19 protein-coding genes are annotated in these 23,956 nt (G+C 70.4%); 7 read left to right on the top strand and 12 right to left on the bottom strand.

Annotation, left to right across the window (positions count from 1 at the left end; translation table 11 throughout):
• Positions 1 to 309 precede the first annotated feature (309 nt).
• Positions 310 to 4,719 (bottom strand): proline dehydrogenase family protein, encoded by a 4,410-nt coding sequence (locus GV007_RS17540; RefSeq protein ID WP_160074917.1) that lies wholly within the window; start codon positions 4,717 to 4,719, stop codon positions 310 to 312.
• A 199-nt stretch (positions 4,720 to 4,918) separates the two neighbouring features.
• Here GV007_RS17540 and GV007_RS17545 point away from each other — a divergent pair, with 199 nt between their 5' ends.
• The 3 genes from GV007_RS17545 (at position 4,919) to GV007_RS17555 (ending at position 8,458) form a co-directional block, all read left to right on the top strand.
• Positions 4,919 to 5,872, top strand: coding sequence for an L-lactate dehydrogenase (locus GV007_RS17545; RefSeq protein ID WP_104244226.1), 954 nt, complete (start codon positions 4,919 to 4,921; stop codon positions 5,870 to 5,872).
• A 116-nt stretch (positions 5,873 to 5,988) separates the two neighbouring features.
• Positions 5,989 to 6,681 (top strand): membrane protein YczE, encoded by a 693-nt coding sequence (gene yczE, locus GV007_RS17550; RefSeq protein WP_201297770.1) that lies wholly within the window; start codon positions 5,989 to 5,991, stop codon positions 6,679 to 6,681.
• Between the two features lie 196 nt (positions 6,682 to 6,877).
• Complete coding sequence (locus GV007_RS17555; RefSeq protein ID WP_160074919.1) at positions 6,878 to 8,458, top strand: amino acid permease; 1,581 nt, start codon at positions 6,878 to 6,880, stop codon at positions 8,456 to 8,458.
• 394 nt (positions 8,459 to 8,852) lie between these two features.
• Here GV007_RS17555 and GV007_RS17560 read toward each other — a convergent pair whose 3' ends face one another.
• Positions 8,853 to 9,812: a carbohydrate kinase family protein gene (locus GV007_RS17560; RefSeq protein ID WP_160074921.1), complete on the bottom strand. Its 960-nt coding sequence runs from the start codon at positions 9,810 to 9,812 to the stop codon at positions 8,853 to 8,855.
• 68 nt (positions 9,813 to 9,880) lie between these two features.
• On the opposite strand from GV007_RS17560, the gene GV007_RS17565 reads away from it, so the two are divergent.
• Positions 9,881 to 10,240: a hypothetical protein gene (locus GV007_RS17565; RefSeq protein ID WP_160074923.1), complete on the top strand. Its 360-nt coding sequence runs from the start codon at positions 9,881 to 9,883 to the stop codon at positions 10,238 to 10,240.
• Between the two features lie 98 nt (positions 10,241 to 10,338).
• Here the strand turns inward: GV007_RS17565 and GV007_RS17570 are convergent, their stop codons facing one another.
• A complete protein-coding gene (locus GV007_RS17570) occupies positions 10,339 to 11,073 on the bottom strand; it encodes an ABC transporter permease (protein ID WP_160074925.1) in 735 nt (244 codons plus the stop codon).
• Positions 11,070 to 11,849, bottom strand: coding sequence for an ABC transporter ATP-binding protein (locus GV007_RS17575; RefSeq protein WP_160074927.1), 780 nt, complete (start codon positions 11,847 to 11,849; stop codon positions 11,070 to 11,072). Before GV007_RS17575 ends, GV007_RS17570 begins: the two co-directional genes overlap by 4 nt.
• Before the next feature lie 63 nt (positions 11,850 to 11,912).
• Here GV007_RS17575 and GV007_RS17580 point away from each other — a divergent pair, with 63 nt between their 5' ends.
• Positions 11,913 to 13,088 (top strand): SLC13 family permease, encoded by a 1,176-nt coding sequence (locus GV007_RS17580; protein ID WP_160074929.1) that lies wholly within the window; start codon positions 11,913 to 11,915, stop codon positions 13,086 to 13,088.
• Between the two features lie 3 nt (positions 13,089 to 13,091).
• On the opposite strand, the gene GV007_RS17585 is transcribed toward GV007_RS17580, so the two are convergent.
• Together GV007_RS17585 and GV007_RS17590 are read right to left on the bottom strand one after the other, a co-directional pair.
• Positions 13,092 to 13,322: a hypothetical protein gene (locus GV007_RS17585; RefSeq protein WP_160074931.1), complete on the bottom strand. Its 231-nt coding sequence runs from the start codon at positions 13,320 to 13,322 to the stop codon at positions 13,092 to 13,094.
• A gap of 82 nt (positions 13,323 to 13,404) precedes the next feature.
• Positions 13,405 to 14,688, bottom strand: a complete 1,284-nt coding sequence (locus tag GV007_RS17590) for an acyltransferase family protein (protein ID WP_236558618.1) — start codon at positions 14,686 to 14,688, stop codon at positions 13,405 to 13,407.
• Between the two features lie 131 nt (positions 14,689 to 14,819).
• Between GV007_RS17590 and GV007_RS17595 the strand changes: the two genes are divergently transcribed.
• Entirely contained in the window at positions 14,820 to 15,809 is a 990-nt protein-coding gene (locus GV007_RS17595) for a Gfo/Idh/MocA family protein (protein ID WP_160074933.1), read from the top strand.
• Between the two features lie 17 nt (positions 15,810 to 15,826).
• On the opposite strand, the gene GV007_RS17600 is transcribed toward GV007_RS17595, so the two are convergent.
• The 6 genes from GV007_RS17600 to GV007_RS17625 are packed head-to-tail and all read right to left on the bottom strand — an operon-like array spanning position 15,827 to position 23,023.
• Positions 15,827 to 16,807 (bottom strand): ornithine cyclodeaminase family protein, encoded by a 981-nt coding sequence (locus GV007_RS17600; protein WP_160074935.1) that lies wholly within the window; start codon positions 16,805 to 16,807, stop codon positions 15,827 to 15,829.
• A complete protein-coding gene (locus GV007_RS17605) occupies positions 16,804 to 18,018 on the bottom strand; it encodes an amidohydrolase family protein (RefSeq protein WP_236558619.1) in 1,215 nt (404 codons plus the stop codon). The genes GV007_RS17600 and GV007_RS17605 overlap by 4 nt, the downstream gene beginning before the upstream one ends.
• Positions 18,015 to 19,553 (bottom strand): ABC transporter substrate-binding protein, encoded by a 1,539-nt coding sequence (locus GV007_RS17610; RefSeq protein ID WP_160074937.1) that lies wholly within the window; start codon positions 19,551 to 19,553, stop codon positions 18,015 to 18,017. Before GV007_RS17610 ends, GV007_RS17605 begins: the two co-directional genes overlap by 4 nt.
• 31 nt (positions 19,554 to 19,584) lie before the next feature.
• On the bottom strand, positions 19,585 to 21,213 hold the full coding sequence (locus GV007_RS17615) for a dipeptide ABC transporter ATP-binding protein (RefSeq protein ID WP_160074939.1): 1,629 nt from the start codon (positions 21,211 to 21,213) through the stop codon (positions 19,585 to 19,587).
• Positions 21,210 to 22,109 (bottom strand): ABC transporter permease, encoded by a 900-nt coding sequence (locus GV007_RS17620; RefSeq protein WP_160074941.1) that lies wholly within the window; start codon positions 22,107 to 22,109, stop codon positions 21,210 to 21,212. Before GV007_RS17620 ends, GV007_RS17615 begins: the two co-directional genes overlap by 4 nt.
• A complete protein-coding gene (locus GV007_RS17625) occupies positions 22,106 to 23,023 on the bottom strand; it encodes an ABC transporter permease (protein ID WP_160074943.1) in 918 nt (305 codons plus the stop codon). The genes GV007_RS17620 and GV007_RS17625 overlap by 4 nt, the downstream gene beginning before the upstream one ends.
• Before the next feature lie 177 nt (positions 23,024 to 23,200).
• On the opposite strand from GV007_RS17625, the gene GV007_RS17630 reads away from it, so the two are divergent.
• The gene (locus tag GV007_RS17630; protein WP_160074945.1) at positions 23,201 to 23,929 is read left to right on the top strand and encodes a GntR family transcriptional regulator; all 729 of its coding nucleotides are present in this window, start codon (positions 23,201 to 23,203) and stop codon (positions 23,927 to 23,929) included.
• Positions 23,930 to 23,956 lie beyond the last annotated feature (27 nt).

Here is a 23,956-nt window from a genome sequence, read left to right on the forward strand (position 1 = left end):
GTCCGGAGGCGGGGTCCGGGTGGCGGGGCAGGCTTTTGCTTGGAGGTTTCTGCCCACGGGGCAGGCGTCCGCTTGGCAGGCGGCAGCAGCTGGCGAAGACCCGCTGCCGCCGCGCCTCCGGCTCCCCCTGCCGGAGCCATTGACCAACATCAGTGAAAAAGCAGCACCAGAACCCCGCCAACTCGCCTCAAGCGCCGATTTCGCACTGATGTTGGACAGCGGCGGCGCGGACAGCGAGCATCTGCACAACTGGACGGCTGGACCGCTGCACCCCGACGTCGCCGCCCGGAGCCCGCTCGGCCAGCGCGCCTACCCGCGGGACTTCGTGGGGCCCTGCGTGATGGGCGCGTCTGGATCGAACGTCTGCTCGTACGGGAAGAGCTGCTGCATGCGCGGGTCCGGATGCCCGCTGCGGTGCGCCGTGATGGAGATCGCCTGCTCGCGGAGGAACGGGAGCGCCTCGATGCGACCGGCCGGTGTGACCTCATCCGACCAGATGGAGATGTCCGGATCGCCTTCGAGGGCGTCGCAGAACTCACGCCGCTTGCCGCCGACGAGGCGCACGCGCAGCGTCTCGATGCCGCCGGCCCTCGCCCGCTCGGCGAACTCCGCGTCCGTCTCTCGCCGCACCGTCAGGTTCTGGGCCTGCAGTTCGGCGAGCACCGCATCAGGCACCTCGATGCCGGAGGTGATGAGCGGCTTCGAACGCACGATGCGGGCCGCGACGATGATGCGGATGAGGTCGGCGAGCGTCGCGTCCTCGGCGGCACGGATCGTGGCCTGCACCGGGATGTACCGCATGAGGTTGCGCTCGAACCCCAGATTCGAGACGTCGGAGACCTCCCCGAACTCCTCGTTGAACGCGATCTGGTCGCTCAGCGAGGCACGCCGCAGCCGGTCGAAGGTCTCGTAGTCCATGAAGGGAGCCGCCGACTCGATGAGGGCCGTCGCCTGCTCGTCGATGCCCCTCAGGTGCAGCGTCTGCGACTGCTCGCCGTGGTTCGGACGCCACGTGCCGAGTGAGAGCAGCGAGTTGGGGCCGCCGAACTTCGTCGCCGTGCCGACCATGGAGCGCAGCCAGCCGCCGAACGGCTGACGCTGAGGCGTGTTCCCGAGGATGTCTCGGTTCACGTAGAGGTTGCCGGCCTCCACTCGCCGCAGCCACTCGGCGATCTCCGTCCGGTCGAGCGAGTGGATGCCCGCCGTCAGCCCGTACTGGGTCGAGTTCTGCAGGCGGATCGCCTCGTCGAGCGTGTGCGTGTGCATGACGCTCAGAACAGGGCCGAAGAACTCGGTGACGTGCTGGTAGCTGCCTGGCTTCACGCCGGCGCGGATGCCGGGCGACCACAGGCGCCCGGTGTCGTCGAGCTGCCTCGGCTCGACGAGCCACGACTCTCCCTCGCCGAGGGAGCTGAGCGCGAATCGGAGCTGCGAGTCCGGCGGGGACACGAGGGGGCCGACCACGGCGCCGGGGTCGCTCGGGTAGCCGATGCGCAGGGAGGCGACGGCGTCAGCGAGTTGCTCGTGGAAGCGCTTCGAGCGGGCCACGGAGCCGACGAGGATGACGGTGCCCGCATGTCCCGGACGCTGTCCCGCGCTGAGGAACGCGCTGCGTGCGACGTCGAGCGCGGCCCGGTCGAGGTCGGCGCTCGGCGTGATGATCATCGAGTTCTTGCCGCTCGTCGCGGCGATGAGCGGCAGGTCGGGGCGCCAGCGAAGGAACGAGCGGGCCGTCTCCCAGTTGCCGCTGAGCAGCACTCGCTGCACGCGGTCGTCGGTGATGAGCATCTGCCCGAGCTGCTCGTCGGAGAGGAGGCTCTCGTCGCAGATCGCGAGCTGCACGAGATCGCGCGGGATGTCGGCGTCCCACAGCACCTCCGCGAAGACCGCCGCCGTGCGGCGCGTTCGAGGCGAGGGCTTCAGCACGACCGCGCTGCCTGCGGCGAGCGCCTGCGCCGTGTGGCCTGCGCTGCCTGCGACTGCCGGGACCCAGGAGGGCGTGACGACGGTCACCGCGACGGGTTCGAAGTCGGCCCCCTGCATGCGGTCGAGCTGGCGTGCCAGGTGCGCGTAGTAGTTCGCGAGGTCGACGCAGCGGCTCACGTCGGCGTCGACGTCGGGCAGCGGGGTCCCCGTCTCGGAGACGGCCACCTCGATGAGGCGCGCACGGTTCGCTTCGAGGGCCTTCGCCACCTTCTCGAGCACCGCTGCCCGCTCCCAGCCCGGCTTCTGTGCCCACGGCTCGGCCGCACGCTCTGCCCTCGAGAGCAGCGCATCCACGTCGCCCGGCTCGTGCAGCAGGTGTCGTTCGACCTCGTCGATGCCGAGTTCGCTGCGCGGCACGCGGCGCTGGATGGAGAGGAGCCACTCGCGGTTGCTGGCGAGCGAAGGGTCGGTGCCTGGCGCGTTCCTGAACGTGTTGCGCAGCAGCCTGCCGCGCTTCAGGCCGAGCACCACTTCGGTGAGGCGGGGGCTCGGCCCAGTGTCGGCGGGGTTCTCGGTGACCTCTTCCTCGTCTTCGATGACGGGCTTCGAGGCCGGCTTCAGCTTCTTCACGCGCGCCGGGCGTTCGGGCGCTGGCGCCTCGTCTTCGAAGAGACCTTCGGGGAAGAGCTCGAGCTGGATGCTGGCCGTGACGGTCGCGGCGTCGTCCGCGAGCACGCGATCCTGCTCGCGGTTCGGGCCGGAATCGATCTGCCGCATGCGCGCCGTCGCGCTGAGGAGGCGCTCGTCGTCGGGATGCACGGCGTCGGCTGGGAGGCCGGTCGCGGCGGCGGGTGCGCCTTCGGCTGGGTCCGCTCCGAGCTGCCGGGCCCGAACATCCACCCGGTGCTGCAGGTAGCTGGCCGCATGACGCTGCGTACTGCCTGTGATGACGGGCGTTCGCTCGACGAGCTCGACCCCGGCAGAGCGGATGCGGCCGAGCGCCGCCTCGTCGCTTGAGCGCGGCACGACGACCCGCACCGGCCGCGGCAGGCCGCGTGCCTTCGCGATGGCTGCGGCGAGCGCGACGTCGCGGCGTGCATCCGCCTCGACCTCGACCCTGAAGGCCGCGGCGTGGTCGATGGCGAGCGCCTCGTCGAGGAGGCGTGCGAAGTTGGCGTCGACGTCGGCGTCGGACGCGTAGGTCGCGAGGCGCCAGCCGTTGATCACGGCGTCGGCGCGCTCGAGCTCGTGGTTCGCGTCTCTGGTGATGGCGACCGTGATGTCGGAGCCGAGGTCCTCGCGTCGCATGTGCGCCCACCCGCCGATGCGGCGGAGCAGGCCGGGTGTCTCGGGGAACTGCGCGGGGAGGGAGATTCCGACGTGCAGGCCACGCAGCTCCTCCTGCTCGAAGGCGCGCATGAACGCCTGCACGGTCAGCTCGAGGTCGGCCGAGGACTGCGTGCGCAGCATGATCAGCGGCGGGTTCGGGGCGGTGAGCGCCGCGCGCCCGAGCGCGGCGAGCTTGAAGACGACCCGTTCGAGGGTGCCGTCGAAGTCCCAGAGGGCCGGCTGCGCCTCGATGTCGGCGACGCACAGCTCGAGCTCGCGAACCTGACCCGCGGCGAGCAGCTGCGTGTAGATCTCGAGGCTCGCGTTCGAGCCGCGCTCGCCGAGCACAGCATCGCCGAGGAGGCGGATGCGCGGCACGGCTCCCCGGGAGGCCGCACGCTCGGCGGCCGCCGAGATCTCGGAGGGCACGTTGCGGACGGTGTCATCGCCGAAGAACGCCGACGTGGCGCGGCGCATGAGGGGGACTGCGAGCCACGGCACGCCGGGACCCGCGAAGGCGCCGAGCTGGAACGCGCGCTTCGTGCCGGGCGAGAGGCTCGCGGGGAGCTTCGGGGCGAGGTCGCCGAGGCCGTTGCCGGCTGCGATGGCGTCGTCGGGCCGGATGACGTCGTCGATGAGGGAGCGAAGGAAGTCTGCTCCGTCTGGTCCGCTGAGCACGCGGTCCAGCTCGGAGGTCGTGTCGGCGCGGCGTCTCGCTCGGGCGCTGGAGGCGACCTCGACCGCGGCCGCGCGCTGCGCATCGGAGGCGGCGAGCTGCTCGCGCCAGCCGCGCAGCGTCGCGAGCGCCGCCGGCAGGACCTCCGAGACGGGCACGTCGCGCAGCTGCGTCACGACGGGCATCGCCGCGGTTGGCGGGGCGGCGTCGACCGGACCCTTGAGTGCTGGAGCGGCTGGTTCTGGCGTGGCGGGCGGGGTCGCCGCGGGGCCTGCTGGTCTCGATGCGGCTCGGGATGCGTCGCTCGCGTCGCGGTCGCCCGTCGCCGTGCGCCCCTCGGCTCGCAGGGCGGCGACGATCGAGTCGTCCACGGCGACGGTGCGCTCGGCGACGGGACCATCAGCACCGTCGGCGTCAGCACCATCGGCACCGTCACTCGCGGCGTCCCTGTCGCTGGAGGCCGTCCGTCCTTCTGCGCGCAGTGCACGCACGATCGAGTCGTCCACCGTCACGGTCTCGTCCGGCGAGAGCTGCGCGGCGGGCGAACCGGCCCCCGGGAGAGCCGACCCAATCGAGGCGGACTCGGGCGACTCGGGGTCTGCCTCCGCTCCCCCGTCGCGCTTCGCGAGCACCTGCTTCACGAAATCGGCGCGCTGCACCCGCCTGGCGTCGACCTCCTCGAGTCCGCGAGCGCGGCGGTCGCCATCGCCACGGTCGTTCGCACCGGTATTCGGGGAAGTCGCGCCGTCGTGCCGTGATTCTTCACTGGGTTCCGACGGGATGCGCATGCGAACGAGCGTAACCAGCGCACCTTCGGGCCAACCCGAGCCGCGCCGCGACACGCCGCAGTGCGCCGGGCCGCGCCCATACGATCAGAGCGTTGCCGACCGAAGCGACGGTCGACGCCGCGTTGCTCCGCGTTCGTCTTCCCGGGACGGTCTCCTCATTCAGCGTCTCCATCGCGGAGGCTTCGTGGAAGGAAGCACCATGCCCGTTCAGAAGCAGTCCAAGGTCGCCATCGTCGGAGCCGGCAGCGTCGGCACCTCGCTCGCGTACGCCTGCCTCATCCGCGGTGTCGCCCGAGAGATCACGCTCTACGACATCGACACGAAGAAGGTCGAGGCGGAGGTGCTCGACCTCGCCCACGGCACCCAGTTCACGGGCTCGAGCGTCATGACCGGCTCGAGCGACATCACGACCGTGGCCGGCGCCGACGTCGTCATCATCACTGCCGGCGCCAAGCAGAAGCCGGGGCAGACGAGGCTCGACCTCGTCGGCGTGAACGTCGGCATCCTCGAGTCGCTCATGCCGCGACTCGTGGAGCTCGCCCCCGACGCCGTGTTCGTGCTCGTCACGAACCCCTGCGACGTGCTCACGGTCGTCGCCCAGCGCATCTCCGGCCTGCCGCCAGGGCGTGTCATCTCCTCCGGAACAGTGCTCGACACCTCCCGCCTCCGCTGGATCATCGCGAAGCTCGCCGGTGGCCTCGCCCCCACGAGCGTGCACGCCACCATCGTCGGCGAGCACGGCGACAGCGAGTTCGCCCTGTGGTCGCAGGCCACGATCGGGCCCGTGCCGATCCTCGACTGGGAGCGCGACGGCGAGCGCCCTTTCACCGAGGAGACCCTCGAGAGCATCACGAACGACGTGCGCACCGCCGCCTACAAGGTCATCGAGGGCAAGGGCGCCACGAACTACGCGATCGGCCTCTCCGGGGCCCGCATCGCCGAGGCGATCGTCAACGACGAGCACGCCATCATGCCCGTCTCCACGCTCCTGCAGGGGCAATGGGGCATCGACGACGTCGCCATCTCCACCCCCGTCATCGTCAGCGCACGAGGCGTGGAGCGCATCCTCGATACCCCCATGTCGCCGAGCGAGCTCGAGAAGTTCCTCGCGTCGGCTGAGGAGATCCGCTCGACGGTGCGCTCCGTCAGCTAGACCCGTCAGCTGGGTGCGCTCTGTCAGCTAGGTCCGGACGCGCGCAGGAGCACCCACCCATCCACTCTTCCGGAGTGGACCGCGATACCCGCGCGCGCTGAGGCTTAGATACACGGATGCGCTCCATCGTCCGCCTGCCCCGCCGCGCCACGCAGCTCACCATCGGCCTCTTCCTCTACGGCTTCGCGATCGCCATGATCGTGCGCGGCGAGCTGGGCGTCTCGCCCTGGGATGTGCTGACGCTCGGCGTCCAGGTGCAGTCCGGGCTGCCGTTCGGGCTCATCACGGTGCTCATCAGCGTCGTCGTGCTGTGCCTGTGGATCCCGCTCCGGCAGCGGCCAGGCTTCGGGACCCTCGCGAATGCGCTGCTCGTCGGCCCCTTCGCCGACCTGGGGCTGTGGATCATCCCACCCGGCCTCGACCTGTGGTGGCGCATCCTGCTGCTCGCCGGCGGCATCCTGACCCTGGGCCTCGCGACGGGCCTCTACATCGGCGCCCTCTTCGGGCCGGGGCCACGCGACGGCCTCATGACGGGCCTGCACCGGGTGACGGGATGGCGCATCTGGATCGTGCGCACGAGCATCGAGGTGGTCGTGCTCGCCATCGGGTGGCTGCTCGGCGGAGACGTGGGCATCGGCACGGTCGCGTTCGCGCTGCTCATCGGCCCCATCTGCGGCGTCACGATCCGCTGGTTCACGGTCGATGTGGGAGACGCAGCCGAGTCGGAGACTCCCCTGGAGCGTGACGTGCGCGGCAGCGTCGAGCCGAGCGACCCCGAGATGCTGCCGGGCGACTCGCCCGCGAGCTGACGCGCACCGCCATCCCGGACGGGTCGAGCCCCACCCCGCCGCGTCACTTATGAACACAAGGTGAACGGGACTAGCGCAGGGCCCTACCCTTGCTCGGTACCGACCTCGAGGCGCCCGCCGCGCTCCTCCCCCACGTGCTGAGTCCTCAGCGAGCACGTGACGCCCGGGGCCCCCTTCACCAGGAGAAACGTGATCCATGACGTCCCCAAGCGCTGACGGCAAGATTCCCGAAGGCGCAGCAGCGCCTCACACCGAGGCCGTCTTCACCGAGAAGGGCCGCGATCTCAGCGAACGCGGCCACCAGCGCGGCAACGGCCGCCCCGTCGAGCAGGGCGAGGCCCTCGCGAACACGCTCAAGCCGCGCCACCTGTCGATGATCGCGCTCGGCGGCGTCATCGGCGCTGGCCTGCTGGTCGCTTCCAGCACGGCGATCCTCGCCGCCGGCCCCGCCGTGATCCTCGCCTACGCCCTCGCCGGCGTCGTCGTCGTCCTCGTCATGCGGATGCTCGGCGAGATGGCATCCATCTCCCCCGAGACGGGCTCCTTCTCCGCCTACGCGACGCGATTCATCGGCCCGTGGGCCGGCCTCTCCATCGGCTGGCTCTACTGGTGGTTCTGGGTGGTCGTCGTCGGCATCGAGGCGACCGCGGCCGCCGTCATCATCAGCGGCTGGCTTCCTGAGGTCCCCCAGTGGATCCCCGCGCTCATCATCACGCTCGTGTTCCTCATCGCGAACCTCATCAGCGTGAAGTCGTTCGGCGAGTTCGAGTTCTGGTTCGCGTCGATCAAGATCGTCTCGATCATCGTCTTCATCATCGTCGGCGCGCTCCTCATCGCGCACGTCATCCCCAACAACACGGCCACATTCGGCAACCTGGCGCCAGCAGACGGCGGATTCGCGCCGTTCGGCGTCGCGGGCATTCTGGCTGCCCTCCTCCCCGTCATCTTCTCGATGTTCGGTGCCGAGGTCGCGACGATCGCCGCCGGCGAATCCGAGCAGCCGGCGCAGGCCGTCCGCAAGGCCGTCAACTCGGTCGTCTGGCGCATCCTGCTCTTCTACATCGGCTCGATCCTCGTGGTGCTCATCGTGCTGCCCTGGGACCAGATCACGGCAGGCGTGAGCCCCTTCGTGACCATGCTGAACGCGGCGGGCATCGGCTGGGCGGCCCTTGCGATGGACATCATCGTGCTCTCCGCGCTGCTCTCCACCCTCAACGCCTCCCTCTACACGGCATCCCGCATGGCGTTCTCACTCTCCCGCCGCGGCGAAGCCCCCAAGGCGTTCCGGAAGGTCTCGAAGCGCGGCACCCCGTACGTCGCGATCCTCGCCTCCGCCGTCGTCGGCCTCCTCTCCGTCGTCCTCAACTACACGACCCCCGAGTACGTCTTCTCGTTCCTCGTGAACTCGACGGGCGCCGTCGCGATCTTCGTGTGGATCGTCATCGCCGTCTCCCAGCTGCGCTCGCGCCGGATCCTCGCGGAGGACGCCGTCGCGGCCGGCGAGGACCCGAACGAAGCGGCGAAGGGCAGCATCCGCATGTGGGGCTTCCCTTGGCTCACCTGGGTGGTCATCATCGCCTTGTCGGCGCTGCTCATCTACATGTTCTTCGCGGGAGAGACGCGCCTTATCGAGGTGACCACGAGCTTCGTGATCGCCGGCATCTCGATCGTCGCGGGCGTCTATGTGCAGCGCAAGCAGAAGCGCGAGCGCTCGGCGGCAGCCGCGGTTTCGGGTCCCGCGACTTCGGATCCGGCTTCGGCGGGTTCGGCGCACTAGTTCGGGTTCGGGTTCGGCGGGCTCGGGCTCGCGCTCGGCGACTTCGGCGGGTTCTACGAAGTCTTCGGGTTCTGCGGGCTCGGGCTCGGGTTCGGCGCATTAGTTCGTCCCCTGCAGCGCGCGCCCCAGGGCGGGTTCTCCTGAGGCGGGTTCACTCGGGATGGAAAAGTCACTTCGTTGCGGGAAGTTCTCCAGCACGAAGCGACTTTCCCATCCCGAACCCGAAGAGGTCGGCCCGAGGTCTGTCCCGACACGAGCCGACACCGGAAGAGCCGAGCCACCCCAAAGCCCCCAACTCGGGATGGCAAAGTAGCTTCGTTGCAGGAACTTCTCCAGCACGAAGCGACTTTCCCATCCCGAAACGGCAGGGGCGCGCAGGCGGCGGTCGGCGCGGCTACGCGTCGGCGGCGGGCGGCAGGTCGTCGTCGGCCGCGAGGAAGCTGCCCGTGACGCGGACCGTCGCGGCGGCGACCGTCATGGCGCGCTGCAGGATGCGCCGCGCATCCGCCACATCGTGCGGGATGCCGCCCTGCGCGATCGACGCGACAGCCGTCGCGAACACCGCATCACCCGCACCCATGGTGTCGACGATGTCGCCGGGCAGGTCGACGATCGGCTCGGCGACGTCGATGCCGGCCCGGTTCACCCAGCGGCCGCCGCGCGTGCCCTCGGTCGCGAGCACGTGGGTCGCGCCGAGGTCGAGCATGTCGCTGGTCGCTTCGTCGAGGGGCGCGTCGAAGAGCAGGTCGGCGTCGTTGTCGGACAGGTGCGCGAAGAGAGCACTCGACACGTGCCGTTCGAAGTTGTCGAGGAAGGCGCCCGCGTCCTCCACGAGCCCGAGCCGGGGATTGGGGTCGAGGAGCAGCCGCTCCTGTGGCCGGATGACCGCCTCGAGCAGGCGCCGGTGCTGCTTCTTGTCATCGAACGCGAAGCCGGAGATCGCGACGAACGGCGCGGCCCGGATGAGGGCGACCTGCTCGTCGTCGAAGCGGATGCGCCGCGCCCTCGCGGCGTCGTCGAACGTGTAGAGGGGCTCCCCATCAGCGGACTCGCCGACGGCTCGCCCGGTTCCGGCGAGCGAGACGGACGGAGCGAACTGGATGCCGCACCTGTGGAGGTGGTCGCGGATGCGCAGCCCGTCCGGGTCGTCGCCGATGCTGGCGATGAGCGCGATGGGCACGCCGAGGCGGGCGAGCGCCATCGCCACGTTGAGCGCTGAGCCGCCCACGTAGCTGCGGCTCGTGAGCCCGCCGCGCGCCTCGGTCTCCCGCAGCTCGGTCACGATGGCATCTCCGACGACGACGACAGGCGCGTCCGAGGTCGGCCGGGTCTTCGCTGTGGGTTTGCTGCTCATGCCCCCGATTGTGCCTTGCATGGATGGACCCTGACTGTCTGCGCGAAGTGCACGCCTATCCTCGTTGCATGTCCACTCCAGCAACCAGTCGAGAAGCAGCGCACGTGCTGCTCGACGCCGTCTCCGTCACGGAGGTCTCTCCGGACGCGGCGGCACTCGCGTACGAGCGCCTCGTCGAGGTCGGCGCGTTTGTCGTGAAGGTCGAGCAGGGGCAGGGACTCGACGCTGACACGGACCCGGATACGGAGCAGCCCGCCGACGGCGGCCCCAACCAGGTCAAGGTCAACATCGAGCTCTCGAACCTGCTCCACGCGAACTACATGACCCTCGACTGGCTCATCGAAGAGCTCGCACACGCGCGCAACGCGACGCGTGACGACATCATCATCGCGCTGCGCGAGCACCTCGACAGCGTCGCCGCGAAGTAGCCGCACTCCCCTGGCGGCCTCGCCCGCTCCCGGAGCATCCGGGAGCGAAGACGGAGGGGCCGGGCCGGAACCGGACGCGCCGCGCCAGGCCAGGCGGGTTAGGCCGTGCGGCGGCGAAGCGTGAGCGAGCCGAGCGCCAGCGCGCCGGATGCGAAGGCGAGGACGACGAGGATGGGCGCCCAGAGGTCCCAGCCCGCGTCGCCCGCAGTGACCGCGTTGATCGCGTCGATGCCGTAGCTCAGCGGCAGCCAGTCGGAGATCGCCTGCAGCGCCTCCGGCATCTGCTCGCGGGGCATCAGGATGCCGCCGAGCAGGATCTGCGGGATGACGAGCACCGGCATGAACTGCACAGCCTGGAACTCGGTGCGCGCGAATGCGCTCGCGAGGAGCCCCAGCGCGGTGCCGAGCAGAGCATCCGCGACTGCTACGAGTGCGAGCTGCCAGAGCGGCCCCTCGACGGTGAGGCCGCACACGAGAACCGCGAACGCGACGGTGACGGCTGCCTGCACGACGGAGGCGACGGCGAAGGCGAGTGCGTAGCCGACGATGAAGTCGCCCTTGGCGAGCGGCGTCGTCATGAGGCGCTCGAGCGTGCCCGAACGACGCTCCCGGAGGGTCGTGATGCTCGTGACGAGGAACATGATGATGAACGGGAACAGCGCCAGGATCGCAGGCCCGAGCCGCTGGAACACGCCGTCCTGCTCGGAGAACAGCCAGGAGAACAGGCCCACGAGGAGGCTGGGCGCGACGACCATGAGCGCGATCGAGCGGGGGTCGTGGCGGATCTGCCGCAGCACACGGCCTGCCGTCGCCAGCGTCCTCCGGGGGCTCATGATGCGGCGCCTTCCTCGGCACCCGCGTGGCGTCCGCGGTGATCGTCGCGCTGGATGAGGGCGAGGAAGGCGGCGTCCGCGTCGCTTGTCCCCGTGGCTCGCAGCAGTTCCGGCGGGGTCGTGTCGGCGACGACCTGCCCGTCGCGCATGAGGATGAGGCGGTCGCAGCGCATCGCCTCATCCATGACGTGGCTGCTCACCAGGAGCGTTGCGCCTCCGTCGGCGAGTGAACGGAACAGGGCCCACAGCTCCTCGCGCAGCACGGGGTCGAGTCCGACGGTGGGCTCGTCGAGCACCAGCACCTCGGGATCGCCCAGCATGGCGACGGCGAGGGAGACGCGATTCTTCTGCCCGCCGCTGAGCGACTCCACCCGCTGTTTCGCCTGGCCTCTCAGCCCAACCCGGTCGATCACGGCGGCCACGTCCGCTCGCCGGCTGCCGAGGATGCTCGCGAAGGAGCTGAGGTTCTGCGCCACGGTCAGGTCGTCGTACACGGATGCGGATTGCGTCGCGTACGAGACACGCGAGCGAAGCTGCCGGGAGCCGGCGGGCTCACCCAGCACAGTAACGGTGCCGCCTGCCGTCTTCTGCACACCCACGATGGCGCGCATGAGCGTCGTCTTCCCGCATCCGGACGGCCCGAGGAGCCCTGTGATCTGGCCGCTGGGGATGGACAGGTCGAGCCCATCGAAGACCGTCGCTCGCCCGCGTTCGACGCGCAGCCCGCTCACGATGACGGCCGCTCTCCGCGCAGGAACATCCCCGTTCGAGGTCATGCTCGAATCCTACGAGCGGACTCCGACATCGCAAGCCCTTCGCGGGCCTATGCTTGCTCAGCCATGGCTGAGTCCCGCGTCGCCCGCGTCGCCCCCATCATCGCCACCGCCGTGCTTGTCGTCGCGGCGGTCGTCGTCGCGGCCATCGGAGTGCTCCCGGCCCCTGAGCTGCTGGAGCTGGGCGAGCGTGTGGTGCCCGTGCTCGCGTTTGTCGTCGGCATCACGATCGTCGCAGAGCTCGCGAGCGACGCCGGGGTCTTCTCGGTGCTCGCCGACCGTCTCGCGAAGCTCGGGCGAGGGCGCCTCTGGCTGCTGTGGATGCTCGTCCTGCTGCTCGCCACCGTCAGCACCGCCTTCCTCTCGCTCGACACGACCGCCGTGCTCGTAACGCCCGTCGTCGTCCTGCTCGCCGTGCACGTCGGCGTCTCGCCCATCCCGTTCGCGCTCGCGACGGTGTGGCTCGCGAATACGGCCTCCCTCTTCCTCCCGGTCTCGAACCTCACGAGCCTGCTCGCTGCCCGCTCCTTCGAGGGCGGGCCCCTGCAGTTCCTTGCGATCACGTGGGCCCCTGCACTCGTGGGCGTGCTCGCGAGCGCCGCCATCCTGTCGTTCGTGTTCCGGAGAGAGCTCGACCGCCGCTACCGGATGCCGACCCCGACGAGCATCCAGGACCGGCCGCTCCTGATCTTCGCCGCCGTGGTCACCGCGCTGCTCCTCCCGGCGCTCGTCACCGGCGTCGAGGTGGCGATCCCGGCGGGAGCCGCCGCGCTGCTGCTCATCGTCGCCTTCGCCGTCCGCCGCCGCGGAGCGCTGCGCTTCGGGCTCGTGCCGTGGCAGGCGCTGGGCATCGCTGGCTCGCTGTTCGTGCTGGTGGAGGCGGCCCACGCGCACGGCCTGAGCGAGCTGCTCGCCGCGGTCTCGGGAAGCGGGGACGACCCGCTGAGCCTCCTGCAGCTCTCCGCGATCGGTGCCGCGAGCGCCAATGGCATCAACAACCTGCCCGCCTACCTGGCACTCGAGCCGGTGGCCGACAGCCCGGCTCGCCTGGTCGCGCTGCTCATCGGGGTCAACCTCGGCCCGCTCGTCACCCCTTGGGCGTCGCTCGCGACGCTGCTCTGGCACGAGCGTCTCGTGGCGCTCGGCGTGACGATCTCGTGGCTCCGCTTCGTGGCCCTCGGGCTGGTCGGCGTCGCGATCATCGTCCCGCTCGCGACGCTGGCCCTCGCCGCCACGATCTGACGCCTACTTCCTCTTGCGCGCCATGTCGTCGAACGCGGCCTGCAGGGCGATCGCGAAGCCGACGCCGATCGCGACGCCCATGAAGAGGAACGCGATCGTGAACCCCGCGCTCATCGAGAGAATGACGGAGATCACGACGCCGATCGCAATGCCGATCGCGATGCCGAGGGCCCACGGCACGAGGCGGGGCCGGTAGCTGCTGACGGGGTCTTCGCCTTGCTTCGGTGCGGTCACGGTCGTCTCCGGTCCTCGTCGAGAGCTGTGCGCCAAGTCTGGCGGGTCGATCGCCGTGTCCACGAGCGGTGATGGCGAACCGTCAGGTTCCCCTCGGCCGATGCACAGGCGCGCGTGACGGCCAACGCCCGAGCAGCAGGATGGCCGCGCTCAGCAGCACCGTGCCGGTCACGGCGAGGGGCAGGTCCATGAGGAACTGCAGCACGAGGAACGACGGCGTGAAGGCGCAGACCACGGCTACCGCGACCACCCGCCCCGGCGGGGTGCGCCCCACCTCCCGCGGGGTCTCCCACCGCCCCACGATGAACGACAGTCCGTAGACCGAGACGAGCACGACGAGGAAGTACGGGATGCGGCTCCACCACCACGCCGTGGAGCCAGGCTCGGGTGCCCCGCCCGGGATGAGGAGCGCGAGACCTGAGACGAGCAGGATCACGGGCAGGTGCCACAGGTAGACCGTCATGAGCCGAGACCCGACGAGGAACACGACCGCGCGCGCTCCCGACGTCTGCATGAGTCTCGCCAGCGCGGGCCGCAGGAGACGCAGGATGCACGCCTGCGCGACGGCGAGCACCACAAGCGGCAGCGTCGCCGGGTTGAGGTTGAAGAGCATGTCCGGCGAGTAGGGCCCGAGCGTCGTGAGCGGTGCGAGCGACGCGTACGCCAGGACGGCGATGGCCAGGAGGGTGAGCGGGCGCCGCCGGTCGAGCCACCCGTCGGCGAACCAGAATCCCAGCTGCTGCACGAGCACCCACACGAAGAACAGGTTGAGGAGGCCCACCTCGGGAACGCCAGTCACGAAGCGGGCCGCGTCGACCGCGATCACGCCGGCGAGCAGGACGCCCAGGGTGCTCCGCGGGGCGCGGGCGTGCCAGCCCGCCATCCAGGGCACGACTGCCTGGCACAGCGTGTACGCGGCGAGGAACCACAGGGGTGTGCCGGCGCCGGATGCCGCCAGGTCGATGAGCGCCGGGTCGAGTCCTGCGAGCGTGGCCGCACCGATGCCGACGAGGAAGAAGGCGTACAGGGGCAGCGCCGGCTGGGCCAGTCTGAGCACCCGCGAGCGCACGTAGTCCGCCGGCGTGGAGCCCCGCCGCACGGCACTTCGCCAGGCCGTGATCGACGCGAAGCCTCCGACGACGAAGAAGAGCGGCATGATCTGCCCGGCCCAGGTGGCGAGCGCGAACCAGGGCTGGGCCTCGAGCGGACGGGACGCGACCAGCTGCCCGGTCGCATCCACACCGATTCCGACCATGAGGAGGTGGATGAGGACCACGAGCAGCACGCAGAACACGCGCGCGAGGTCGAGCGTCAGGTCGCGCTTGGAGAGATCGACGGCGACCACCTGCTGTCTCGGCTCGGCCACGTCGCCGCCCCTTCCTGGACTCCCATCGGGGCCCCGCCCCCCTGCACCGCTGCATCCAGAACCTACCGCCAAACACGACGTTCGCGGTCGAGCTGTGGATGAGTGCGAGCCGCCTCCGATAGTTTCGCGTCATGCAGAAGACCAGGTGGGCGATCCTCGGACCGGGCGCGATCGCGGAGTCGTTCGCGAAGTGGCTTCCCAGCTCCGAGCACGGCGAGCTGCTAGCGGTCGCGAGTCGCGACCCTGCCCGCGCGGCGGTCTTCGCGGCGCGCTATGGCGCGGAGGTCTCTGGCACCTACGCGGACGTCCTGGCGCGCGACGATGTCGATGCCGTCTACGTCGCCACGGTGCATACGACCCATGCCGAGCTCGCGATCGCGGCGCTCGAGGCGGGCAAGGCCGTGCTCTGCGAGAAGCCGCTCGCACCGAGCGCCGCCGAGACCGAGCGTGTCCTCGCCGCCGCCGAGCGCGCGGGCCTGCCCGTCGTCGAGGCGTACAAGCATCGCTTCAGTCCGCTCGCTCGCGCGATCGGTCGGCGCCTGACATGGCGGCAGGTCGCGGCCCCGATGCAGGTGCGCGCAGAGTTCGGCTTCGCAGCGGGCGGCAGCGACGGCCGGCTGTTCGACCCGGCGCTAGCAGGCGGGGCGATCTTCGACGTCGGCGGCTACCCCGTCTCCTTCGCGGTCGCGGCTGCCGCTGCAGCTGGCGTCGCGCTCGAGGACCTGGCCCTCGAGGCCGCGCACGGACGGGTCGAGAGAGGCGTCGACGTGTACGCCTCGGCCAGGCTGGCGGCGGTGGACTTCACCGCCTACGTCGACTGCTCCATCGACACCCAGCTGTCCAAGCGGGCCGACATCGTCGGGGACGGGGGCTGGATCACGCTCGAGAACGCGTTCGGCGACCGGAACCACTCGCCGAAGACCCTCGACCACTTCCACGACGGGCAGCGGGACACGATCGAGGTGGCGCAGGTCCACCCGTTCGCGGCCGAGGCGGATGCGGTCTCGCGCGCCCTCAGGGACGGGCGGCTCGAGTCGCGCGCCATGCCCTGGGAGCAGACCCGCACGGTCGCGCGCCTCCTGGATGCCTGGCACGCGACCGTGATGGCCGGAGCCCGATAGCCGAGCCCGGCCGACCCTCAGCCGTTGAGATCGAGTTCGATCCCAACACCCCGAACGCGGGCTTCACGCACCAGGAGGTCGGCGATGGCGAGGTCCTGAGCGCCGATGCCGACGGAATCGAACAACGTGATCTCGTCGGCGCTCGTCCGCCCAGGCCGTAGCCCAGCCAGCACCTCGCCGAGGGTTCCGACGAGGTCGTCGAGGCTGAGCGCACCCTCCGCGATCGCGAGCATGAGATCGCCCGATTTCGTGCGCGCCGTCGCCAGGTCGTCGACCCACACGGACGATCGCGACATGGTCAGCGCATCCACCTCGCGCTCGTCGGCTCGCGGCCGGGCACCGACGACGTTGAGATGCTGCCCGGGGCGCAGCCACTCGCCTCGCACGATGGGGCTGACCGATGGAGTGAGCGTGCACACCGTGTCCGCCACCCCGAAGACGCGCTCGCACGAGTCGACGACCTCGATCGCCCCCGACCATTCGAGCGACTCCGCGAGCGCGACGGCCCGCGCTCTGGTGCGCGACCAGATGACGAGGCGATCCCAGTCGCGCACGCCTCGCAGCGCTTCGACGTGCTCCCGCGCGAGCCCGCCAGCGCCGACCAGGCCGAGGACGCGGCTGTCGTCGCGGGCCAGGGCCCGCGTGGCGACGGCACTCGCGGCTGCCGTGCGCACCCGGGTCGGCACCCCGCCGTGCAGCAGTGCGACCGGGGCTCCCAGCTCGCGGTCGAGCACGGTGATCATCGAACGCTGCGTCGGCAGCCCCCGCGCCGCGTTGTCGGGGACGTCGGCGAGCAGCTTCACCGCGGCGGTGCCGGTGGCCTCCGACAGTGCCGACATGAGCACGTAGCGGCCGGTGCCAGCCTCCGTCTTCATGGAGGTGGGCGGCGGCTGGTCGGCGCTGCCTCGCGCGATCTCGGAGAAGATCTTCGCCACGGCACGCTCGGTGGCCGGCCGGTCGACCAGCGGCTCCAGCTGCGAGGCGGTGAGCACGATCACGCGGTGCCCACGAGTTCGAGCGCGTCTGCCACGACCACCCCGCCGAAGAGCACGGTGCGATCGGGGAGGCGGTCCATGATCGCGCTGGTCACGGTCTCCCCCTCGATGAGCTGCAGGTCGGCGGGGTCGCCGACGGCCACGCCCGGCCGGTCGAGCGCGCCCTGCAGCGCTGGCGCGGTGCCGAGCACGGAGCGTCCGCCGATGGTGGCGATGGCGAGGCAGTGCTCGATGTCCGCGTCGCGACGGAAGCCGTTCGTGAAGGCCAGCTGCCAGGTGCGATCCAGCATGTCGGCGTTGCCGTACGGCGACCAGTAGTCCCGCTGCCCGTCCTGGCCGAGGCCGAGACGGATGCCGTGCTCCGCCAGCAGGAGCGTCGGCAGGGGCTTGGCCGGTGCAATGGTCGCCCAGGAGATGTCGAGCTCTGCGAACTGCTCGACAAGCGGGACGAGCTGCTCGCGCGGCAGCTCGCCGAGGCCGTAGCCGTGGGAGATGGTCACTCGTCCGGTCATGCCGAGCGCACGGGTGCGCTCCACGATGAGCTCGGCGGAGAAGCGAGCCAGCTGATCGGGCTCGTGCAGGTGGATGTCGATGGGGGCGTCGTAGCGCTCGGCGAGCCCGAAGACCAGATCGAGGTGCTTGGCGGGGTCGCGGTCGAGCTGGCACGGGTCGATGCCGCCGACCACGTCGGCGCCGGAGCGCATGGCCTCCTCGAGCAGCTCGAAGGAGCCTTCCTCGCGGAGCAGACCCGCCTGGGGGAAGGCGATCACCTCCACGGTGGCGCGTTCGCGGTGCCGCTGCTTGGCGGCGAGCACCGCCTCGAGCCGCTCGAGTCCCGCATCCACGTCGACCTGCGCGTAGCTGCGTGCGCTTGTCGTGCCGTGGGCGATCATTCGCGCCAGCGTGCCGCTCGTCCGCTCCTCCATGGACGCCTCGGCCTCGCGCCAGTTGACGCGGTCGTTGAGCATCATCCCCCAGACGCCAGGGCTGCCGGTGTGCGGGCGGAACGGCAGGCCGATGCGCGTGGAGTCGAGGTGCACGTGCACGTCGGCGAAGGAGGGCAGCAGGATGCGACCGCGACCCTCGATCACCGTCTCACCCGGCTCCGGTGGCGTGCCGGTCGGCAGGATGGCGGCGATCCTGCCATCCTGCAGCCGGACGTCGGCTGGCTCCCCACCCCAGGGGCGGGCGTCGCGGATCAGCGCGGCGCTCAACGGAAGCTCGTCTGGGTGAAGTCGAACAGGCCGTCCGCGCGGGGCGTCCAGTCGAGGTCGGGGTCTGCTGCGTAGTTGTTCATTGGCACGTAGAGCGGCACGAAGTATCCCTGTTCGTTGCTGTAGTTGAGGAGCTCGGCGAAGACGTCGAGGCGTTCCTCGCCCGTGACGGCCCGCTGTTCGGCCGCGAGCTCGGCGGTGCGCGGGTCCTGCGCGTAGTTGTTGTTCCCTGCGGTCTCGTAGAAGTCGGTCAGCGGGAGGTCGCCGTCGACCGTCGAGGGCGCCCAGGTGTTGAGGTAGATGCCCTGCATCTCCTTGCTGCGGACCTTCAGCGTGTGGGCCTGCTGGTCTGCGCCGCGGAGCTCGACGGTGATGCCGACCTCGGCGAGCGACGCCTGGATGGTCTGCGCGACCTCCGAGGAGAGGGGGATGCGTCCGTCGGTCGCGTAGTCGAAGGGGATCGACTCGCCCGCGTAGCCGGCTTCCGCGAGGAGCTCGCGAGCCCGCTCCTGGTCGTAGCCGGGGTCAGTCACGTCGTCACTGTAGCCTTCGACGGCTGGCGCGAGCATGGCGCTGGCGGGTTCGGCGAGGCCGCCGAGCAGCCCGCCGGTGATGGCTTCCTTGTCGATGGCCAGGGCGATGGCCTCGCGGATGCGGACGTCGGTGAGCACTCCGCTGGTGGAGTTGACGCCGAGGAAGACGACGCCGTTCGACAGGGCGGAGAACACCTGCGCGGAGCCCTGCCCGTCGACCGAGGAGACCTGCGTGGGTCCGATCGGCGCGACATCGAGGCTGCCGGAGAGCACCCCGTTGACGCGTGATTCGTCGGAGGAGACGGGTTGCAGCGAGATCTGCTCGATGGCGGGAGCCTCGCCCCAGTAGTCGTCATTGCGGGCGAGGTCGTAGGAGACGCCGGTCTGGATGCTGTCGAAGACGTAGGGACCGGACCCGATGGGGTCCTGGGCGAAGGCGTCGGCGCCCACTTCCTGGTAGGTGTCGGCGGGCACGATCGAGATGAGCGAGGTGTTGCGCGGGAACGCCGAGAACGGCGAGTTGAGGGTGAAGCGCACGGTGAGCTCGTCGACGGCCTCGACCGACGCGACGGAGCTGAGGTAGGCGAAGTTCTCGCCGGTCGGGTCGTCGAGGATCGTCTGGTAGGAGAAGGCGACGTCTTCGGCGGTGATGGCCTCGCCGTTGCTGGCGGTGACACCCTCGCGCAGGGTGAAGTCCCACTGCGTGAGGTCGTCGTTGGAGGTCCATTCGGTGGCGAGCTTCGGTGCGAGCTCGCCCTCGGCGGTGATCGCGACGAGCTGGTCGAAGGTGTGGAAGAACACCGAGAGCACGACGAGGGCTCCCGAGCGGATCGGGTCCATGGAGCTCGGGTCGGTGGGGATGGCGGCGACGATCTTGGTGGGGGTCTCGCCTTCGGCGCTGGTGGGTTCGAAGCCACCTGCGCAGCTGGTGAGCAGGAGGGTGCCGGTGGCGGCGAATGCACCGGTCGCGAGGAGGCGACGTCGGAGGGCGTGCTTGGGCATGGAGTTCCTCAGTTCGGGGGGGGTCGGTGGGTCAGGAGACGGGAAGCGGATGCGCTCCGCGGCGCGCCCCGTCGAGGCGGGGCACGGCGTCGAGGAGCTGTCGGGTGAACGGGTGCTTGGGGGAGGTGAAGATCTCGGCGGTCGAGGCCTCCTCGACGATCCGCCCCTCCTGCATCACGACCACGCGGTCGGCGATGCTCCGCACGACGCCGAGGTCATGTGAGATGAAGAGGTAGCCGAGCCCGTGCTCGCGCTGGAGTGCGTCGAGCAGCTCGAGCACCTGCGCCTGGATCGACACGTCGAGGGCCGAGACGGGCTCGTCGAGCACAAGCAGCCGAGGGCGCAGCGCCAGGGCGCGTGCGATGCCCACGCGCTGGCGCTGGCCCCCGGAGAGCTGAGCAGGGAGGCGGGCGCCGTGCTGCTCGTCGAGGCCGACATCGGCGAGCAGGCGGGTCACGGTCCCTCGGTCGTAGGCGTGCCGGATGCGCAGAGGCTCGGCCACGAGGTCGTGCACGGTCAAGCGCGGGTCGAGGGCCGAGTACGGGTCCTGGAAGACGATCTGCGCGCGTTCCCGCTCCGCCGCACTGCGCGCCGCGAGCTCGTTGTGGACTGCGACCCCGCCGAGCTCGATGCTGCCTGCGGCGGCGGGTTGCACGCCGAGCACGGCCTTGGCCAGCGACGACTTGCCGCATCCCGATTCCCCGACGACGGCGACCGTCTCGCCTGCCGCGATCCGCAGCGAGACGCCGTCCACTGCCCGCACTGGCTGCCTTCGGCCGTGCACGCGGTACTCGACCACGACGCCGTCGGCGACCAGCGCGTCCGGCTCGCCGGGGCGCACGGCGCTCGCGGCGCGCTCGCTCTCGGCGGGGATGGCCGCCATGAGGCGCTTGGTGTAGTCCTCGGCGGGGTTGTCGAGCACAGCTCGTGTTACACCGGTCTCCACGACCCGGCCGTGGTGCATGACGGCGAGCCGGTCGCTGTTCTCGGCGACCAGGCCGAGGTCGTGGGTGATGAGCACGAGCGCCGAACCGGTGCGCTCGCGCACTTCGGCGAGCAGGTCCATGACCTGCGCCTGCACCGTCACGTCGAGGGCGGTGGTGGGCTCGTCGGCGATGAGGAGGAGCGGGTCGTGGGCGATCGCCATCGCGATCATGGCTCGCTGGCGCATGCCACCGGACCACTGGTGGGGTCGGGCGGCGGCACGCTCGGCAGCCTCCCGCACGCCGACCGCGGTCAGCAGCTCAACGGCGCGGTCGCGGGCCGCCCGTCGGCTCATGGGCTGGTGCACCCGCACCGCTGCTGCGACCTGCGCGCCGACCGCGCGGAGCGGGTCGAGCGAGGACATGGGGTCCTGGAACACCATCGCGGCCGTGCGTCCGCGCAGACCGCGCAGCTCGCGCTCGCGCATCCAGATATCGGCCTCCGTGTCGACGAGCACCGTGTCGTCGAGCAGGATGCGGCCGGCGGCGATGCGGGTGCCAGCGGGGAGCAGGCCGAGCGCGGCGAGCACGGTCAGGCTCTTGCCCGAACCGGACTCCCCGACCACTCCGAGCGATTCGCCGCGGTCGACCTGGAGCGTGACGCCGTCGACGAGCGTGCGTGGCGCCTCGCCTGTCGTCTCGATACGCAGGTCCTCGATGCGCAGTACCGGATTCATCGCATGCCTCCCTTCCGCAGCAGCGAGCCGCGGGTCTCTGCTGTGAACTGCTGGCTCAGGAACTGCACTCCGCCGACGGCGAGGAGCATGACGATTCCTGGGAGGAGCGACAACCAGGGGTCGCTGCCGAGGTGGCGCTGGCCGTCGAAGATCATGCCGCCCCAGCTCGGCACCGGGGGCTGCACGCCGAGGCCGAGGTACTCGAGTGAGGAGGTGATGAGCACGATCGTGGCGAGGTCGGTGGCGGCGATGATGAGCGTGTGCGGCCAGATGTTGGGCACGATGTGGCGGGTGAGCACCCAGATGGTGTCGCCGCCCTGGGTCAGCGGCGAGACGACGAAGTCCTGGCGCCGCAGCGAGGCAGCGACGTTGCGCGTGACCCGTGCGTAGCCGACCCACCAGGTGCAGCCGAGCACCAGGATCGTGAGCCCAGCGCTCGGACGCAGGACGGCGCAGATGGCAATGAGCAGAAGGACGACGGGCATGGCCAGCGTCACGTTGCTGAGCAGCGTCACGAGCGCTTCGAGACGCCCGCCGAAGTAGCCGGCGAGGATGCCGACGGTGCTGCCGATGAGGGCGTTCATCACCACGATGAGCACGGTCATGCCGAGCGTCACCGCGGAGGCGAGCCCGATGCGGTCGAGGAGGTCCCGGCCGAGGGCGTCGGTGCCGAGCGGATGCGCCGGATCGGTGAACGGCGGCAGCATCGCGGCGCGCAGGTCCTGCCCCATCGGGTCGAAGCCGGGCAGCATCGGCACGATGGCCGTGAGGAGCAGCACGGCGCCGATCATGATCGCGCCGACGACGGCGCCGGGGCGCAGGCGCAGGCGACGCGGCACCGGCGTGGCCGACGTAACTGGGGTGACGGGGGTGATGGGGGTGAGCTGAGCGGTCATGCTGCGGCCGTCCTCGTGTCGATTCGGCGGACGAGCACGTCCACCGCGGTGTTGACGATGACAAAGGCAAGCGCGACGAAGACGAGGCCCGCTTGGACGATCGGGAAGTCACGCTGGCTCACTGCCGTGGTGAGGAGCTGGCCGAGCCCCGGCCATGCGAACACGACCTCGACCACCACGGTGCCGCCGAGCAGCCCCCCGAGGTTGAGTCCCGCCATGCCGAGCACGGGCAGCGCCGCGTTCGGCAGCATGCGGGTGAACAGCACCGTCGAGCGGCGTTGGCCCTGCGCGATGGCGGTGCGCACGTAGTCCTGACCGGCCTGCTCGCTGAGGGATGAGTCGAGCAGGCGCAGGTACATGACGAACTGGCCAGTGGCGAGCGTGAGCACTGGCAGCACGAGGCTGGCGTAGCTGTTTCGCCCGAGCGAGGGCAGCGCGCCGAGCAGCACCGAGAAGACGAGCACCAGGAGCAGCGCGAAGAAGAAGTCCGGCACCGACTGGCGCACGGCGCCGGCCCACCCCACCACGGCGCGCAGCGTCCGGCTGCCGGTGAGCTGGATGGCCAGCGCAGCCGCGACGGCGAGCCCGAGTCCGATGACGAAGGCCCAGAAGGCCAGCTCGAGTGTGGCGGGGACCCGCTCGAGGACAAGTCCGAGCGCTGACTCGTGCAGCCGGTACGAGCTGCCGAAGTCGCCGGTGAAAAGACCGGCGATGGTGTCGAGATATTGCACGATGAGGGGGCGGTCGAAGCCGAGCGCGGTGTTGAGCGCATCGACCTCGGCCTGCGTCGCGTTGTCGGGCAGGAGCAGCGCACCGGGCTCACCGGTGGCGCGGCCGAGCGCGAAAGCGATGGTCACCACGGCGAGCACGGTGGCGACGGCGAGGGCCAGTCGGCGGGCGATAAACGGGAGCACGTCGGCGACGCTATGCGACCTCCTGCGCGCTTCGGCACGAAGTAACACGCTCGTCACACAGTTCTTACCCTGGCGTCACGTTTGCATACCAAAACCGCGATTCAGCATCTTTAGAGTCGTCTTAAGCGGCCATTGGCATTCCAAAAGCCGGTTTGTGACCGTGCCAGAATGGTCCCCATGAGCCTCGAGCCGACCCCAGCACGCATCGCGCACGCCCTCCGCGAGCAGATCATCACGGGCGAGCTCGCTATGGGGTCGAAGCTCAACGAGCGCGAGATCGCGGAGCGACTCGAGGTGTCGCGCATCCCCGTTCGGGAGGCCCTGCCGATCCTCGAGTCCGAGGGGTTCATCACCTCGCAGCCGCGGCGTGGCGCCGTCGTGCACATCCTCACCGTCACCGATGCGATGGAGGTGTTCGACCTGCGCCGACAGCTCGAGCCGATGGCCTCCGCCTTCGCCGCCAGGCGGGCGCAGGCCGGCGCCGACGTCGGCCCGATGCTGGCGGCCCTGCAGTCTGCACACGGCGGGTCGACGTCCGACGCCCAGTCGGACGCACCGCCTTCGACGCGCAACTCCGACCTGCACGAGGAGATCATCGCGCTCGCCGACCACGCGCTCCTGCGCCGGGTCACGAAGCTGATGAGCGGACGCGTGCGCTGGCTCTTCCGCCTCACACCACAGCGCGACACCGCCGCGATGTGGGTCGAGCACCGAGAGATCGTCGACGCGATCGTGGCGGGTCAAGCCGACGTGGCAGAGCTGCTGACGGCCGCTCACGTCGAACGGGGCCGCATCGAGTCCATGCCGCTCCTCGAGGCGCGACTGCCGAGCGAAGCCCCGGCAACGAAGGTGCGCCGTCGACGCGCTACCCCCGCCCCTGCCCCCGCCGCCGCCGCCGAAAGCTGAGTTGTGGTCGTCAACACCGCCCGGAAG

It is taken from the genome of Pseudoclavibacter sp. 8L (assembly GCF_902506465.1).
GTDB lineage: Bacteria > Actinomycetota > Actinomycetes > Actinomycetales > Microbacteriaceae > Pseudoclavibacter.